We start from the raw sequence: 15,451 nt of genomic DNA, 5'->3' as shown, positions 1-15,451 counted from the left end.
ACTCAAATGCATCGCTTGTCCCCCCGGAGTCTCACCATGCTCAAAGCAGCCATCGTCCTGATGCTGATTGCCACGGTTGTCAGCCTGTTCAGCGGCCTGTTTTTTCTGGTCAAGGACGACAGCCGCTCAAACCGCCTCGTCATTGCCTTGAGTGTGCGCGTCACGCTGGCCGCCATTACCCTCGGTCTGATCACCTGGGGTTTTTTCAGCGGCCAACTGGTTTCTCATGCCCCCTGGTAGCCGTGTAGGAGCCAGCTTGCTGGCGATGGTGTGTCAGACACGTTGATTTCGACTGACACACCTTCGCGAGCAAGCTCGCTCCTACAGTACGTAGACGAAAACGAACAACCCGATCCACACCACATCCACGAAGTGCCAATACCAGCTCGCCGCTTCGAAGCCGAACTGGTGATCGATGTCGAAGTGCCCGCGCATGATCCGCATCAGCATCACGAACAGGATGATGGTGCCGATGGTCACGTGGGCGCCGTGGAACCCTGTGAGCATGAAGAACGTCGCGCCGTAGATGCCCGAGCCCAGGGTCAGGCCCAGCTCGTGGTAGGCGTGCATGTACTCTTCGGCCTGGAAGGTGAGAAACGCGCAGCCGAGCAATACGGTGAGCGCCAGCCAAAGTTTCAGTGCACCGCGATGGCCCTTTTTCAAGGCGTGGTGGGCGATGGTCACGGTCACGCTGGAGCTCACCAGCAACACGGTGTTGAGCAGCGGCAGGCCCCAGGGGCTGATGACTTCCTTGGGCGGCGGAAACAATTTCGAGTCGGGGTTGCTCAGCAGCGGCCAGGTGAACTGGAAGTTCGGCCACAGCATGTGCGCGATGCCTTTGGCGCCTTCACCGCCCAGAGCCGGGCCGGAGATGTGACGCACATAAAACAGCGCGCCGAAAAAGGCGATGAAGAACATCACCTCCGAGAAAATGAACCAACTCATGCCCCAGCGAAACGAGCGATCCATTTGCGCGCTGTACAAACCGCCGCGACTTTCCTTGATCACCGTGCCGAACCAGCCGAATAGCATGTAGGCCAGCAGCAGTCCGCCGACGAAAAAGATCAGCGGCCCGTGGGATTCGGGGCGTGCCGCTTTCAGATCGTTGAACCAGGTGGCCAGGCCGTACACGGTGGTGACCATGCCGAGCGTGGCGATGATCGGCCATTTGCTCTGGGCGGGAACGTAATAATGTTCATGAGTTGCCATTTATTGTTCTCCTTATCGGGCACGCTCAGCCGCCAGTGTTTACAGCTACCGGTGGATGTCGGGCGGTGATATCGAACAGCGTGTAAGACAGCGTCAGGTGCTTCACTTCCTTGGGCATGTCACGGTCAACGATGAAACGTACCGGCATCTCGATTCGTTGACCGGGCTGCAGCACTTGCTGGGTGAAGCAGAAACATTCGGTCTTGTGGAAGTACGCGGCGGCAGTGCTGGGCGCGATGCTTGGCACAGCCTGGGCGCTCATCGGTTTATCGGTTGGGTTGTGAGCGATGAAGATCATCTCGTTCACCGCCCCAGGGTTGGCCGTCAATTCCTCACCCTTGGGATAGAAATCCCAGGGCATGTCGGCGGTATTGGTCGACAGAAACTGCACGCGCACCTGCCGCGAGGTGTCGACCGTCTGCTCACCCTCGTACTGCCCGGCGGTCTTGCCATTGATGCCGAAGGCTTTGCACATCACGTCGTAGATCGGCACCAGCGCAAACCCGAACACAAACATTGCTCCCACTACCAGCAATAGACGGGTGACCAGTTTCTTCAGCGAAATCGAGTCAGCCATGATTCATAACCTCTGCCGGGACCCTGTAGGAGCTGGCTTGCCAGCGAAACCGGTATGTCTGACACACCGAGTTGAGTCCTTCGCTGGCAAGCCAGCTCCTACAGGGCCGAGGCGGTTCATTTCACTTCCGGCGGCGTGGTGAAGGTGTGATACGGCGCCGGCGACGGGATGCTCCACTCCAGGCCTTCGGCCCCATCCCACGGTTTGGCCGGTGCCGGCGGGCCGCCGCGAATGGTCTTGATCACGATGAACAGGAAGAAGATCTGCGTGGCACCGAACATGAATGCGCCGATCGACGACACCATGTTGAAGTCGGCGAATTGCAGGTTGTAGTCCGGGATCCGTCGCGGCATGCCCGCCAGTCCCACGAAGTGCATCGGGAAAAAGGCCATGTTCATACCGATGAACGACAGCCAGAAATGCAGCTTGCCGAGGGTTTCGTCGTACATGTGGCCGGTCCATTTCGGCATCCAGTAGTAGGCGGAGGCGAAGATCCCAAAGATTGCCCCCGGCACCAGCACGTAGTGGAAGTGCGCGACCACGAAGTAGGTGTCCTGGTACTGGAAGTCCGCCGGGGCGATGGCCAGCATCAGCCCGGAAAAACCGCCGATGGTGAACAGGATCACGAACGCCACGGCGAACAGCATCGGTGTCTCGAAGGTCAGTGAGCCTTGCCACATGGTGCTGGCCCAGTTGAACACCTTCACGCCCGTCGGCACAGCGATCAGCAGTGTGGCGTACATGAAGAACAGCTCGCCCACCAGCGGAATGCCGACCACGAACATGTGGTGCGCCCAGACGATGAACGACAGGAACGCGATACTCGCCGTGGCGTAGACCATCGACGTGTAACCAAACAATGGCTTGCGCGAGAACGCCGGAATGATCGAGCTGACGGCACCGAAGGCCGGCAGGATCATGATGTACACCTCGGGGTGACCGAAGAACCAGAACACATGCTGGAACAGCACCGGGTCACCGCCACCGGCGGCGCTGAAGAAGCTGGTGCCGAAGTGGATGTCCATCAACATCATCGTCACGCAACCGGCCAGTACCGGCATCACCGCGATCAGCAGGAAAGCGGTGATCAGCCAGGTCCAGACGAACAGCGGCATTTTCATCAGTGTCATGCCGGGGGCACGCAGGTTGAGGATGGTGGCGATCACGTTGATCGCGCCCATGATCGAACTGATCCCCATCAAGTGAATGGCAAAGATGAAGAAGGTCACGCTTTCCGGCGCGTAGGTGGTCGACAGCGGCGCGTAGAACGTCCAGCCGAAGTTCGGTCCGCCGCCGGGAGTGAACAGGGTCGATACCAGCAGAAGAAACGCCGCCGGCAGCAGCCAGAAGCTGAAGTTGTTCATCCGTGGCAACGCCATGTCCGGTGCGCCGATCATCAGCGGAACCATCCAGTTGGCGAGGCCGACGAAGGCCGGCATCACGGCACCGAAGACCATCACCAGACCGTGCATGGTGGTCATCTGGTTGAAGAATTCCGGCTGGACGATCTGCAGCCCCGGCTGGAACAGCTCGGCGCGAATCACCATGGCGAACGAGCCGCCGAGCAGGAACATGGAAAATGCAAACCACAGGTACAGCGTGCCGATGTCCTTGTGGTTGGTGGTCAGCACCCAGCGCATGAGGCCTTTGGCAGGACCGTGGGCGTGCTCGGTGGCGGTATGAACATGTTCATCGATTACAGCAGTCATGTCCTGTCTCCTGCAAACAGATGGGCTGGGCAGACCGGGGCGAGCTGCCCCGACCGGTTCCTCAAGTACGCAATAGACCGGGTCATTTGCTTTCCGCCTGTTTCAACTCCAGCACTTCTTTGGGAGTGACCATATCGCCCTTGTTGTTGCCCCAGGCGTTACGTTCGTAGGTCACGACCGCTGCGATATCGACTTCCGAAAGCTGCTTGCCGAACGCCGCCATGGCGGTGCCGGGCTTGCCGTGGAAAACAATGCTCAGGTGTGCGTCTTTCGGTCCGGTGGCGATTTTCGAGCCCTTGAGTGCCGGGAACATCGGCGGCAGGCCCTGGCCTTCAGCCTGGTGACAGGCCACGCAGGTGGTGTGATAGATCTTGTCGCCGCGATCCTTGAGCTCGTCGAGTGTCCATTCCTTGCTGGTCAGCTCTTTGAGCTGCGCGGCCTCGGTCTTGCGATCGGCCAGCCATTTTTCGTAATCGGCCTTTTCCTTGACCTCGACCACGGTCGGCATGAAGCCGTGATCCTTGCCGCACAACTCGGCGCACTGGCCACGGTAGATGCCGGGCTTGTCGATGCGGGTCCAGGCTTCATTGACGAACCCGGGAATCGCGTCGCGCTTGACCGCGAAAGCCGGCACCCACCAGGAGTGGATCACGTCGGCGGAGGTCACCAGGAAGCGCACCTTGGTACCGACCGGCAGCACCAATGGCTTGTCGACTTCGAGCAGGTAGTGCTCGCCCTTGGTTTCCTTGTTGTGGATTTGATCCTGGGGGGTGGTCAGGTTGCTGAAGAACTCGACGTCCTGGCCCAGGTATTTGTAATGCCACTTCCACTGGTAGCCGGTGATCTGGATATCGATCTCCGGCTCGCTGGCGTCGTACATCTTGATCAGCGTCGCGGTAGCGGGAATCGCCATGGCCACCAGGATCAGGAAGGGCACGATGGTCCAGAGGATTTCGACGGTGGTGCTTTCATGAAACTTGGCGGCCACCTGCCCTGTCGAGCGGCGGTGGAGAATCATTGACCAGAACATGGCACCGAAAACGAGGATGCCGATCACCACACAGATCCAGAAAATGGTCATGTGCAGGTCGAATACTGCGTGACTGATTTCAGTCGCTCCAGGCGCCATATTCACAGTCCAGGCCGCTTGCGCCTGACCGAAAATCGACCACAACAGGAGGCCCATCCAGACATGTGGATGTCGCATCATTGCGGGTTCCCCTTATCGTTCTTGTTATCCCGCCGGCTTTCACCTGCGGCAAGGGAGCGGCTGCATCAGACTACGAACTTGAATCGCCGCGCCTTGCTGCATATGCAGTCGGGCGTCATCAGCTAACTCCATTCCAACCCGAGTATAGACAGCACCTCTGACCTCGCAACGCGAAGGCGTAAATCATCTGAAACAGCATTAACTTGCTTTGCAGGGCACGAATGGAGAAGGATGCAGACGAGTGGTGGCTAATCGATATAACGGCTCTGTCTCAAGGATGAAATAATTATGACAAATGCGTCTTAGCATTTTTCGTAAGCCAGCTAAGTTATGTCTTCCCTATTTCATTGCCTTGTTTCCTGGAGTTTTCATGAACACCGCCGCATTGCGCGAGCAGATCCAAAAAGCCCAACAACACGAAGCCGAGACCGGCCTGCTGACGCGTCAGCTGGAAAGTAAACTGCCCCATCTACACCCGACGATCCAATTGCCGGAGATCGATACCAACGGCGTACTGACACGGTTTGTCGCCGCCTACATCGAAGAAGTACCCGATCTGCTGGACGCAGCCAATGACGTCGCCAGGGAAGCGGGCATCGAGTCACAGATCAAACCGGTGCTGAATATCGCCGAGCAGTACTTCCTCCAGCCGCCAGCCATCATGGCCGGCCATGTCGGGCTCGACAGCCTGCTGGATGAAGCCTATCTGGCGCACCGCTTTGTCGAAGAGGTCAACGACCTGTACATCAAGCATTTCGGCCAGCCACTGATCCCCTTGGACATGACTGTCGCCAACCTGATTGCTCACCAATTGATCGGTGAGGAATTTGCCAACCAACTGGATGAGGTGGTGCATCACGCCTTTGACGAGATGCTCAACGACGAAAGCTTCGCGCTGGAATCGGTGGAAGCCTACCGTGAGAAGCTCAACAGCCCGGACACTGGCGCCGCGTGGAAACGCTGGCCGTGCATGTCCCGCCGTTTGGGCGTAGGCCTGGAGCTGGATCAGCCGGCGGCTTGATCCACCGGTAAACACAATCCCCTGTGGGAGCGGGCTTGCTCGCGAACTCGGTTAACCCTTCAGCAGATGAACTGGCTGATCGACCGCTTTCGCGAGCAAGCCCGCTCCCACAGTGTTATCTACCCGGCCGCACCAATTCCTGTGTTGGTACGCACCCGCCCCTCAAGCCGACGCTTCAATCCCCGCGATTCGATCAAAAGCTTCGACCCCTTGGCCGCATTCGCCCGCCCCCATTCCTCCAGCAGCTCCAGACACGAGTGATCGATGTAGCTCAGGTTATTGAGCGGCACATGCACCGTCGTACCCGGCGCAATGCTGCCCAGTACCTGAGTCAGCGCCGGCACTTTGAGGAAGGTCGCCGCGCCCACCAGACGCAACTCCATTTCCCCTTCCTGAGGCAGGTCGACCAGGCTTATTTTCAAGCGCGAGGCTTTGAGCGCCAGTTTCACCAGCGTCAGGCCGAAGCCAATCAACACACCCGTCAGCAGGTCCGTGAAAACGATGGCCAGCGCCGTTGCCGCGTAAGTGAACATCGGCGCCCGACCATACCGGCCCAAGCCGCGAAAGACCTTGAGGTCCACCAGTTTGAAACCGGTATACACCAGCACGCCCGCCAGGCTCGCCACCGGAATGCTTTGCAGGACACTGGACAGCAACAGCACGAACGCCAGCAGCCACAGGCCATGGAAAATGGTTGAAAAGCGCGTGGTTGCTCCGGCCTGAACATTCGCCGAACTGCGCACGATAACGCCGGTCATCGGCAACGCCCCAAGCAGGCCACACAGCATGTTGCCGATACCTTGCGCCGACAATTCCCGGTCAAAGTCCGAGCGCTGGCCGCTGTGCATGCGGTCAACCGCCGCGGCCGAGAGCAAGGTTTCGGCGCTGGCGATGAAGGCCACTGCAAACGCGGCGATCAGCAAGGTCGGATCCGCCAGGTTGAGCAGATCCGCCGGTTTCAGCCAGTCGATGGCCTCCGCCAGGTTGGCCGGCACCTCAACCCGTTTGACCTGCAACGCCAGCACCAGGCTGGCAAGCGTGGCCAGACCGACGCCGAGTAGCGCCCCGGGAATGAAGCGCAGGGGTTGCGGACGGAGTTTTTCCCACAACCACATGACGGCAATCGTCGACAAACCGAGCAAACCGGCTTGCCAGCCAACCGTGGGCAACGCCTGAGCCAGTGCCGCCGGGAAGGCTGCCAAGTTATCCAGGCCCGAAGGTTTGGGCACCGCATCCAGCATCACATGCACCTGAGACAGGATGATCAGCACGCCAATCCCCGCCAGCATGCCGTACACCACCGCAGGCGCCGTCACCCGAAACCAGCAACCCAGCTTCAAACGACCGGCCAACAGTTGCAGCAAACCCGCCAACACCAGAATGGGCCCGAGCATGGCGATACCGTGTTGGCGAACCAGTTCGAATACCAGAACCGCCAGGCCCGCCGCCGGGCCGCTGACTTGCAGCGGCGAGCCGGCCAACCAACCGACTACCAGGCCACCAATGATGCCGGTGATCAGACCTTTGGCCGGAGGCAGCCCCGAAGCAATCGCGATGCCCATGCACAGGGGCAGGGCAACCAGAAACACAACCACCGAAGCCAGCAGCTCCCGTGGCAGAACAGCTTTGAGTCGAGCAGCACGCATGGTGAGTCTCCCGAAGTTTTCTTCAGGCATGGCAAAGCCAGGCTGCCTGAACGGCAGCCTCGACTGAACCACACAACGATTTAGGAGGATTTAGAAGCGCGCTTTGGGCGTCGCCACAGGAATTGGCAGGCTGCCATTGAGCGGCAGGAAACAGCCTTGATCGGCGTCGTAGGCTTTGATTTCGCTGGTTTCGATGTTGTAGACCCAGCCGTGAATAAACAGCTGACCGTTGGCCATGCGCGAGGCCACCGACGGATGGGTGCGCAGATGCTGCAACTGGGCGATCACATTCTCTTCGGTAAGGATGTGCATGCTTTCGCTTTCGTTAGAGCAGTTGCAGTTCTCCTGCACCATGGTCTTGGCCACTTCGGCATGACGCAGCCAGGCTTTGACCGTGGGCATTTTTTCCAGGCTTTGCGGGTTAAGCACCGCGCGCATGGCGCCGCAATCGGAGTGCCCGCAAATGATGATGTGATGCACTCCCAGAGCCAGTACGGCGTACTCGATGGCCGTGGAAACACCACCGTTCATTTGCCCGTAAGGTGGTACGACGTTACCGACATTGCGGGTCACGAAAAGATCGCCTGGGGAGCTTTGGGTGATCAATTCGGGAACGATGCGTGAATCGGCGCAGGCGATGAACATCGCTCGCGGCCGCTGGGCCGTGGCGAGTTTCTTGAAGAGCTCTTCCTGCTGGGGAAAGATCTCATGATGAAAATGCAAAAAACCGTCAACGATATGCTGCAACGCTGCATCGGCGGTTTCCGCCTCGGGTTCGGGCGAAGCCGATGCAGCCAACGGCTGTTTATCCTTATCACTCATGATTCATCCTCATTGACGGGCTCAGGGAGCCATCCCGTGTTGTCCGGTGTGAAGCCAGTGGCTGGTTGAAAAACATCCAGGTCAAACATCTCGACCCATCAGTCACTCGATGAACAAGTTAGCGACCGAATCTTAATTGAAACTGAATGAAACGCTCTAGGACGTGTGTTCCAGGTCACAAAAAACGTGACCGGCCTAATGCGTGAGCGTGATCTTCAGTACTCAACCATAGGCCAATTGTCCTCAAATCAATGACATCTGGCGACCCGGCGGACAAAAGGCGTCGCAATCCAGGTTAAAGCCTTCCCGTCGATTGAGCCCCAGGCGCTTGATGGTTTTGGCAAAGCGCTGTGCCAGCAGGTCGGCGAAGGGGCCTTCGCCGCGCATTCGAGCGCCAAAGCGGCTGTCGTAGAGTTCACCGCCACGGCTCTGGCGAATCAGGCTCAGCACATGCGCCGCCCGTTGCGGATAGTGGGCACCCAGCCATTCTTCGAACAGCGGCGCCACTTCCAGCGGCAGGCGCAACATCATGTAAGCAGCACTTTGCGCCCCGGCCGCATGGGCCTCGGCGAGCAGGCTTTCGAGCTCACTGTCGTTGATCATCGGAATCATCGGTGAACACAGCACGCCCACCGGAATGCCTGCATCGCGCATGACCCTGATCGCCCGCAACCGGGCCTTGGGCGCTGCGGCGCGCGGTTCGAGGATGCGCTTGAGTTCGTCGTCCAGGGTGGTCAGGCTGATCATTACCGCCACCAGTCTTTGGCTGGCAAGCTCGGTCAGAAGGTCCAGGTCGCGAAGAATCAGCGAGCCCTTGGTGACGATGGTCACCGGGTGCCGGTAACGCAGGAGTACCTCGAGGGTTTGCCGGGTGATCTTGTATTCACGCTCGATCGGCTGATACGGATCGGTGTTGGAACCGAGGTTGATCGGTGCACATTGATAGCCACGCTTGGACAGCTGCTCCTCCAGCACATCCACGGCGTTGGTCTTGGCGATCAGTTTTGTCTCGAAATCCAGCCCCGGTGACATGTCCCAATAGGCGTGACTGGGGCGCGCATAGCAATAAATGCAACCGTGCTCGCAGCCGCGATAGGGATTGATCGAGCGATCGAAGGGCAAATCCGGCGACGTGTTACGGGTAATGATGGTTTTCGCCGTTTCAATGCGCACCTCGGTGCCCTGGGTGAGCGGTACTTCCTGGTACCAGCCGTCGTCCTCAGTCACCGAATGGCTGGGGGCGAAGCGGTTGTGCGGGTTGGTTGCGGTGCCGCGGCCACGGGGAGGCAGAGAGCTAACCATCGGCGGACTCCTTTATCTGTATATCCATACAGTAACCGACACCGCACCTGGCGACCAGTACCGCTCAGCCCTTCATCTGGCAGCATGGTCGTTGTCATTAGCTTACTTGTCCAACAAACGAAGAGAAAACTAAGGAAACATATAGTCAGTGGCTGAATTCAATACCCGCCCGTATATTCAACCCAACAAGCAACACCCTCAACAGCAAACTAATAAAAGGATTTATTAATGTCTTTCTTCAATCAGCGCGGTATCTTCCTGCAACTTATGCAACCAAGTCCTTCGGAGCCCAATACACTGGTTTCGCTACAACTGGCTCGAAAAGAACTAAGTTGGGACGCGGAAAATGAAACCCAAGTTGAAAGTTTGGTCGACTCGGAGTTTTACACGGCTGTTTCCACAGACCGTGGAAGTTCGTTCAGTATCAGGTCCGTTGGCAAGGATGTCGATGGAGACGGGACCATCGGTGCAACCGACAAAGCCAAGCTGCAGGCGCTGGCCAAGGCCTACGCCAGCATCGTCAACCCTTGACTCCTGACCGTTGATTTCGGCTGTCATAGAGTCGTTTCGGATGCATGTGGACGACTGCATGCATTCAAGATAATCGCGAGGATAAAATGCCAATATTCACCAAAACAGGCGCTTTCTTGCAACGAATAGAAACATCAAACGATGTACAAATACTTATAAAATTAATAAGACCAAACAACTATTCCGACGCAACAAATCAACACCTCCCCGATATCCTCACCCACGCTCCTACTCTGACACTCCATGTAAGTAATTACGACAAAACAGTAAGACTGGACTTTGACCCATGGTCTGACATCAATATTAATTCAGACAATAGCATTGACGAAAAAGATATCGGTATCGTGACAAATCTCGCGCTCGCCTATTATCATCAAACATTAATAACTTCTGAATTCGCAGGCTATCTCTATCGCCTTCCCGCTGACCCGCCCGAGTTTCGAATAGGCGTCGAGATATTGGAGCTTGATGAAGATGATCAAAAATTCTACAGCTACGATGTTCTCGAAACCGAGTCTCTGGATTCCGGTTCCCGGTTTCAGGGCGCGCGCCGTAACCCTCAGACTGGAACGGTTTATGAGTACGGGACGGCCCTGGAGGCATTGCTCAAGGCATTCATCAAGTTGGAACTGTAGGCCCGGTCAGGCGTAGCGACTTCCGGGCAGGGACTTCACGATTCTTTGACGGTCCGCTCACAGGCCTTTGACCGCGTATGGCTGATCCTTGTCAGCATCTTCCCGTCCCTTTCTGAACGGTCGCTCAAGCATGCCTCTATCACGATTTTTATCTGCAATATGCCTGTCGCTGGTCGCACTCGTTAACCTGACACCGGCATTTGCTGACGACAGCGCAATGCACCGTCCGGCAGACTGGGCTCAACCGGTCGAGAAGCAATACAACCTCTTTCAAATGTCGCCAACCCTCTATCGCAGCGCCTTGCCGGACAAAGGGGCGGTGCCGCTGCTGGAGAAGCTCAAGGTCGGGACGGTGATCAACTTCCTGCCGGAAGCGGACTCCAGTTGGTTGTCCACGCCAGGCATCACTCAAGTACAGCTGCCTTATCGCACCAACCATGTGGATGACGCCGATGTGCTCAAGGCCTTGCGCGCCATCAAGTCTGCCGAAGCCAAAGGCCCGGTACTGATGCATTGCAAACACGGCTCCGACCGTACCGGCCTGATGGCGGCCATGTACCGGGTTGTCATCCAGGGCTGGACCAAGGAAGAGGCCCTGAACGAAATGACCCAGGGCGGCTTTGGTGACAGTACCCACTTCAAGGACGGCATTCGCTACATGATGCAGGCCGACGTGGAAAAACTGCGCACGGCTCTGGCCAACGGCGATTGCAGCACCAGCCCGTTTGCCGCGTGCTCGATGAAGAGCTGGTTCAAGTCGGCTCACATCGAGTAAAAAAGTTCTTCACGCAATCCTGGGAAACTGTAGGAGCCGGCTTGCCGGCGATGGACTCCAGTGCGCCGCGTTTATCCAGTTCACACGCGTTATCGTTAACGACCATCGCTGGCAAGCCAGCTCCTACAAAAGACCGCGTCCGAGTCCAAACCAGTGAAGGAACCAAAAAACCCCCCGTTGCATGACGCAACGGGGGCTTTTTCACTCAGTGTTGTTCGTCAGGCTTTTTTGTCAGTTTCGGGTTCGGGAAGAACTGAACCGTCTGAACTTTGGTGTCTGCCGCCTTCGGCGCAGTCGTATTGACGCGCGTACCCAGCTCTCTGGGCACCGACAGCCCTTGTTCATTGAGTGTGTCGGAGTAGCCGCAGGCCACGCACTCACGGTGCGGCACCTGGTCTTCGTTCCACATCATCAACTTGTCCGGCTCGCTGCATGCCGGGCAGACCGCCCCGGCGATAAAGCGTTTTTTCGTAATCACAGGTCCCTCACTCATGCTGCCGCGTCCTCACTCAGGCCGCTGTGGCGCAAGAGTGCGTCAATCGATGGCTCACGGCCACGGAAGTCGACGAACAGCACCATCGGTTCCTGGGAACCGCCACGCGCCAGGATCGCTTCGCGGAACGCGCGACCGGTGTCGGCGTTGAGCACGCCTTCCTCTTCAAACTTCGAGAACGCATCGGCCGAGAGCACCTCAGCCCATTTGTAGCTGTAGTAACCCGCGGCATAACCGCCGGCGAAGATGTGCGCAAAGCTGTTGGGGAAGCGGTTGTAAGCCGGCGGACGCATGACCGAAACCTCGTCGCGCACGCCTTCGAGTACTTGCAGCACACTGCGACCATCGCCGTGGCTGGCGTGCAGTTCGAAGTCAAACAGCGAGAACTCCAGTTGGCGGACCATCATCAGGCCCGACTGGAAGTTTTTCGCCGCGAGCATTTTCCCGAGCAGGTCCTGAGGCAGCGGTTCGCCGGTTTCATAATGACCGGAAATCAGCGCCAGACCTTCCGGCTCCCAGCACCAGTTTTCCATGAACTGACTTGGCAGTTCGACGGCATCCCAAGCCACGCCGTTGATGCCGGACACACCAGCATGCTCAACGCGGGTCAGCAGGTGATGCAGGCCGTGACCGAATTCATGGAATAGGGTGGTGACTTCATCGTGGGTCAGCAGTGCAGGCTTGCCGCTGTCGGCCGGGGTGAAGTTGCACACCAGGTTCGCCACCGGACTTTGCAACACGCCGCCAGCCGTGCGGCGACGGTCGCGGGCGCCGTCCATCCAGGCACCGCCACGCTTGTTGGCGCGGGCGTAGAGGTCGAAGAAGAAGCGGCCGACGTGCTGGCCGTTTTCCTTGATTTCAAACAGGCGCACATCCGGGTGCCAGGTGTCGAAGCCTTTGAGTTCGGCGATCTCGATGCCGTACAGACGCTGGACGATGGCAAACAGGCCGCTGAGCACCTTGTCGATCGGGAAGTAAGCACGCAGGGCTTCCTGGGCGACGCTGTAACGCTGTTCACGGAGTTTTTCGCCGTAGAAACCGCTGTCCCAGCTTTGCAGATCCGGGCAGCCTTGTTCGGCAGCGTAGGCCTTGAGCTGTTCCAGATCCTGGGCGGCGAATGGCTTGCTGCGCTTGGCCAGGTCGCGCAGGAAGCTCAGCACCTGATCGCTGGATTCGGCCATTTTGGTCGCCAGGCTCAGCTCGGAGAAACTGCTGAACCCCAAGAGTTTTGCCAGTTCCTGACGCAGGTCGAGGATTTCTTCCATGACCGGGCCGTTGTCGTTCTGGCCGGCATTCGGCCCCTGGTCCGACGCACGGGTGCAGTACGCGGCATAGACCTCTTCACGCAGGGCGCGGTCCTGGGCGTAGGTCATCACCGCGTAATAGCTCGGGAATTCCAGGGTGATCAGCCAGCCGTCCAGATCCTTGGCCTGAGCCGCGGCAGCCATTTGCGCCTTGGCCGAATCGGTCAGGCCAGCGAGGGCGGCTTCATCGGTGATGTGCCTGGTCCACGCCTGAGTAGCGTCGAGCAACTGGTTGGAGAAACGGCTGCCCAGTTCGGACAGCTTGCTCTGTACTTCGGCGTAACGCTTCTGTTCGGCTTCCGGCAGGTCGATACCCGACAGACGGAAGTCACGCAGGGAGTGTTCCAGGATAGTTTTCTGCGCCACCTCGAAACCAGCGGCTTCAGGACTGCTGGCCAGGGCTTCGAAGGCCTGGAACAGTTCGCGGTTCTGGCCCAATTCGGTGGCATAGGCGCTCAAGGCCGGCAGGCACGACTCGTAGGCTTCACGCAGTTCGGCGCTGTTGCACACGGCGTTGAGGTGGCTGACCGGACTCCAGGCGGCGCCCAGGCGGTCGTTGAGTTCATCCATCGCCAGCACCAGGCCAGCCCACGTTGGCTGTTTGGCCTGGGTCTTGAGGATCTCGACGATGGCGGCGCGGTTGTCAGCCAGGATCTGTTCAATGGCCGGTTGTACGTGTTCGGCGCGGATGGCGGAGAACGGCGGCAGGTCATAGGACTGCAAAAGAGGGTTGTTCACGCTCACGGTTGATACCTTGGCTGGAGAAACATGTAGCCATCTTAATTACAATCGACGTTCACCGCAGCTATCAGCAACAGAGAGAAACCCTATCGTGAACCTTCGCAAGTATCAGAACCACACGCCGCTGCTGGGTAAAGGCGCTTTTGTCGATGGCTCGGCAGTGGTGATTGGCGACGTCGAAATCGGCGAAGACAGCTCGGTCTGGCCGCTGACGGTGATCCGTGGCGACATGCACCGCATCCGCATCGGCGCGCGCACCAGCGTGCAGGATGGCTGCGTGTTGCACATCACCCATGCCGGGCCGTTCAACCCCGATGGCTTTCCGTTGCTGATCGGCGATGACGTGACCATCGCCCACAAGGTCATGCTGCATGGCTGTTCGGTGGGCAGCCGGGTGTTGATCGGTATGGGCAGCATCGTCATGGACGGCGCGGTGGTCGACGATGACGTGATCATCGGTGCCGGTAGCCTGGTGCCACCAGGCAAGCACCTGCAAAGCGGCTTCCTGTATGTGGGCAGCCCGGTGAAACAGATCCGCCCGCTGACTGACAAGGAGCGCGCCTTTTTCACCTACAGCGCGGCGAACTACGTGAAGCTCAAGGACCTGCATCTGGCCGAAGGCTACGACTCGCTTTGACCCAGCCTCGTTATTCAGGATTCAACATGCATTACCAAACCGTTTTGTTCGACCTCGATGGCACCCTGACCGACCCGCGCGAAGGTATCACCCGCTCGATCCAGTTCGCCTTAAGCAAACTGGGCATCGATGAGCCGGACCTGGCCAAACTTGAACACTTCATCGGCCCGCCGCTGTTGCAGGCGTTCATGCAGTTCTACGACTTCGATGAAGCCCGCGCCTGGGAGGCGGTGAATTTCTATCGCGAGCGCTTCAAGGTCACCGGCCTCTACGAAAACCGCGTGTTCGACGGCGTCACGCCGCTACTGGAAACCCTGAGCGGACAAGGGCGGCAGCTGTACATCGCCACTTCGAAGCCGTGGGTATTCGCCCGGGAAATCGCCCGGCATTTCGATTTTGCCAGGCACTTCAAAGTGATTTACGGCAGTGAACTGGATGGCACCCGGACCAACAAAATCGAGCTGATCGCACACCTGATGGCCGAAGAAGGCCTGGACCCGGCCAACACTCTGATGATCGGCGACCGCAAGCACGACCTGATCGGCGCACGCAGCAATGGCCTGGATGCGGCGGCGGTGGGTTACGGGTTCGGCAGCCGCGAAGAGTTGAGTGCCGAAGCGCCGGCGTATCACTTTGAAACGCTGGAAGAGCTGCATCAGGCGTTTTTGCAGCGCTGATAAGGCCGACACAAATCAACTGTGGGAGCGGGCTTGCTCGCGAAGAGGGTGTATCAGGCAACGTTAATGTCGACTGACACGCCCTCTTCGCGAGCAAGCTGAACTGGCCTAATAATTCCGGACACCTCTTAAGGGCGATATGATTTCGCCAACTTGGAGGTT

General features: G+C 58.3%; 16 protein-coding genes. 7 read left to right on the top strand and 9 right to left on the bottom strand.

Annotated elements, in window-relative coordinates:
* The first annotated feature begins 36 nt into the window (after positions 1-36).
* A complete protein-coding gene (locus tag AC07XF_RS21810; protein ID WP_007969817.1) occupies positions 37-240 on the top strand; it encodes a twin transmembrane helix small protein in 204 nt (67 codons plus the stop codon).
* A gap of 81 nt (positions 241-321) precedes the next feature.
* On the opposite strand, the gene AC07XF_RS21805 is transcribed toward AC07XF_RS21810, so the two are convergent.
* From AC07XF_RS21805 to coxB, 4 genes are all read right to left on the bottom strand, one after another.
* On the bottom strand, positions 322-1,209 hold the full coding sequence (locus AC07XF_RS21805) for a cytochrome c oxidase subunit 3 (protein ID WP_495028129.1): 888 nt from the start codon (positions 1,207-1,209) through the stop codon (positions 322-324).
* 25 nt (positions 1,210-1,234) lie between these two features.
* Positions 1,235-1,786, bottom strand: a complete 552-nt coding sequence (locus AC07XF_RS21800; protein WP_495028128.1) for a cytochrome c oxidase assembly protein — start codon at positions 1,784-1,786, stop codon at positions 1,235-1,237.
* Between the two features lie 116 nt (positions 1,787-1,902).
* Positions 1,903-3,495: a cytochrome c oxidase subunit I gene (gene ctaD, locus AC07XF_RS21795; RefSeq protein ID WP_495028127.1), complete on the bottom strand. Its 1,593-nt coding sequence runs from the start codon at positions 3,493-3,495 to the stop codon at positions 1,903-1,905.
* A gap of 82 nt (positions 3,496-3,577) precedes the next feature.
* A complete protein-coding gene (gene coxB, locus AC07XF_RS21790) occupies positions 3,578-4,705 on the bottom strand; it encodes a cytochrome c oxidase subunit II (protein ID WP_495028126.1) in 1,128 nt (375 codons plus the stop codon).
* 370 nt (positions 4,706-5,075) lie between these two features.
* On the opposite strand from coxB, the gene AC07XF_RS21785 reads away from it, so the two are divergent.
* The gene (locus AC07XF_RS21785; protein WP_495028125.1) at positions 5,076-5,726 is read left to right on the top strand and encodes a hypothetical protein; all 651 of its coding nucleotides are present in this window, start codon (positions 5,076-5,078) and stop codon (positions 5,724-5,726) included.
* Between the two features lie 119 nt (positions 5,727-5,845).
* On the opposite strand, the gene AC07XF_RS21780 is transcribed toward AC07XF_RS21785, so the two are convergent.
* The 3 genes from AC07XF_RS21780 to AC07XF_RS21770 all read right to left on the bottom strand — a co-directional run bounded on the left by AC07XF_RS21780 (position 5,846) and on the right by AC07XF_RS21770 (position 9,496).
* Complete coding sequence (locus tag AC07XF_RS21780) at positions 5,846-7,372, bottom strand: SulP family inorganic anion transporter (protein WP_495028124.1); 1,527 nt, start codon at positions 7,370-7,372, stop codon at positions 5,846-5,848.
* 90 nt (positions 7,373-7,462) lie between these two features.
* Positions 7,463-8,194 (bottom strand): carbonic anhydrase, encoded by a 732-nt coding sequence (locus AC07XF_RS21775; protein ID WP_495028123.1) that lies wholly within the window; start codon positions 8,192-8,194, stop codon positions 7,463-7,465.
* A gap of 243 nt (positions 8,195-8,437) precedes the next feature.
* The gene (locus AC07XF_RS21770; RefSeq protein ID WP_495028122.1) at positions 8,438-9,496 is read right to left on the bottom strand and encodes a PA0069 family radical SAM protein; all 1,059 of its coding nucleotides are present in this window, start codon (positions 9,494-9,496) and stop codon (positions 8,438-8,440) included.
* A gap of 228 nt (positions 9,497-9,724) precedes the next feature.
* Here AC07XF_RS21770 and AC07XF_RS21765 point away from each other — a divergent pair, with 228 nt between their 5' ends.
* The 3 genes from AC07XF_RS21765 to AC07XF_RS21755 all read left to right on the top strand — a co-directional run bounded on the left by AC07XF_RS21765 (position 9,725) and on the right by AC07XF_RS21755 (position 11,437).
* Complete coding sequence (locus AC07XF_RS21765; RefSeq protein WP_495028121.1) at positions 9,725-10,027, top strand: hypothetical protein; 303 nt, start codon at positions 9,725-9,727, stop codon at positions 10,025-10,027.
* Positions 10,028-10,113: 86 nt separating this feature from the next.
* Positions 10,114-10,662 (top strand): hypothetical protein, encoded by a 549-nt coding sequence (locus AC07XF_RS21760; protein ID WP_495028120.1) that lies wholly within the window; start codon positions 10,114-10,116, stop codon positions 10,660-10,662.
* 130 nt (positions 10,663-10,792) lie between these two features.
* Positions 10,793-11,437, top strand: a complete 645-nt coding sequence (locus AC07XF_RS21755; protein WP_495028119.1) for a dual specificity protein phosphatase family protein — start codon at positions 10,793-10,795, stop codon at positions 11,435-11,437.
* Positions 11,438-11,642: 205 nt separating this feature from the next.
* Here the strand turns inward: AC07XF_RS21755 and AC07XF_RS21750 are convergent, their stop codons facing one another.
* Together AC07XF_RS21750 and prlC are read right to left on the bottom strand one after the other, a co-directional pair.
* Positions 11,643-11,930, bottom strand: a complete 288-nt coding sequence (locus AC07XF_RS21750; protein ID WP_495028118.1) for a YheV family putative zinc ribbon protein — start codon at positions 11,928-11,930, stop codon at positions 11,643-11,645.
* A complete protein-coding gene (prlC, locus tag AC07XF_RS21745) occupies positions 11,927-13,978 on the bottom strand; it encodes an oligopeptidase A (protein ID WP_495028117.1) in 2,052 nt (683 codons plus the stop codon). Before prlC ends, AC07XF_RS21750 begins: the two co-directional genes overlap by 4 nt.
* Positions 13,979-14,066: 88 nt before the next feature.
* Between prlC and AC07XF_RS21740 the strand changes: the two genes are divergently transcribed.
* Together AC07XF_RS21740 and AC07XF_RS21735 are read left to right on the top strand one after the other, a co-directional pair.
* Positions 14,067-14,612, top strand: coding sequence for a gamma carbonic anhydrase family protein (locus tag AC07XF_RS21740; RefSeq protein ID WP_495028116.1), 546 nt, complete (start codon positions 14,067-14,069; stop codon positions 14,610-14,612).
* A gap of 26 nt (positions 14,613-14,638) precedes the next feature.
* A complete protein-coding gene (locus AC07XF_RS21735; RefSeq protein ID WP_495028115.1) occupies positions 14,639-15,289 on the top strand; it encodes an HAD family hydrolase in 651 nt (216 codons plus the stop codon).
* Positions 15,290-15,451 lie beyond the last annotated feature (162 nt).

It is taken from the genome of Pseudomonas sp. GW821-FHT01C01 (genome assembly GCF_059422645.1).
The sequence above is the reverse complement of the archived record's forward strand: the minus strand, read 5'-3'. Positions and strand labels throughout refer to the sequence as shown.

Excerpts from the sequence above, each read along its gene's own strand:
- AC07XF_RS21775 (WP_495028123.1), bottom strand. The coding sequence starts at position 8,194 with ATGAGTGATAAGGATAAACAGCCGTTGGCTGCATCGGCTTCGCCCGAA.
- ctaD (WP_495028127.1), bottom strand. The coding sequence starts at position 3,495 with ATGACTGCTGTAATCGATGAACATGTTCATACCGCCACCGAGCACGCC.
- AC07XF_RS21780 (WP_495028124.1), bottom strand. The coding sequence starts at position 7,372 with ATGCGTGCTGCTCGACTCAAAGCTGTTCTGCCACGGGAGCTGCTGGCT.
- AC07XF_RS21800 (WP_495028128.1), bottom strand. The coding sequence starts at position 1,786 with ATGGCTGACTCGATTTCGCTGAAGAAACTGGTCACCCGTCTATTGCTG.
- AC07XF_RS21750 (WP_495028118.1), bottom strand. The coding sequence starts at position 11,930 with ATGAGTGAGGGACCTGTGATTACGAAAAAACGCTTTATCGCCGGGGCG.
- AC07XF_RS21810 (WP_007969817.1), top strand. The coding sequence starts at position 37 with ATGCTCAAAGCAGCCATCGTCCTGATGCTGATTGCCACGGTTGTCAGC.
- AC07XF_RS21785 (WP_495028125.1), top strand. The coding sequence starts at position 5,076 with ATGAACACCGCCGCATTGCGCGAGCAGATCCAAAAAGCCCAACAACAC.
- AC07XF_RS21755 (WP_495028119.1), top strand. The coding sequence starts at position 10,793 with ATGCCTCTATCACGATTTTTATCTGCAATATGCCTGTCGCTGGTCGCA.
- AC07XF_RS21735 (WP_495028115.1), top strand. The coding sequence starts at position 14,639 with ATGCATTACCAAACCGTTTTGTTCGACCTCGATGGCACCCTGACCGAC.
- AC07XF_RS21805 (WP_495028129.1), bottom strand. The coding sequence starts at position 1,209 with ATGGCAACTCATGAACATTATTACGTTCCCGCCCAGAGCAAATGGCCG.
- AC07XF_RS21770 (WP_495028122.1), bottom strand. The coding sequence starts at position 9,496 with ATGGTTAGCTCTCTGCCTCCCCGTGGCCGCGGCACCGCAACCAACCCG.
- coxB (WP_495028126.1), bottom strand. The coding sequence starts at position 4,705 with ATGATGCGACATCCACATGTCTGGATGGGCCTCCTGTTGTGGTCGATT.
- AC07XF_RS21765 (WP_495028121.1), top strand. The coding sequence starts at position 9,725 with ATGTCTTTCTTCAATCAGCGCGGTATCTTCCTGCAACTTATGCAACCA.
- AC07XF_RS21760 (WP_495028120.1), top strand. The coding sequence starts at position 10,114 with ATGCCAATATTCACCAAAACAGGCGCTTTCTTGCAACGAATAGAAACA.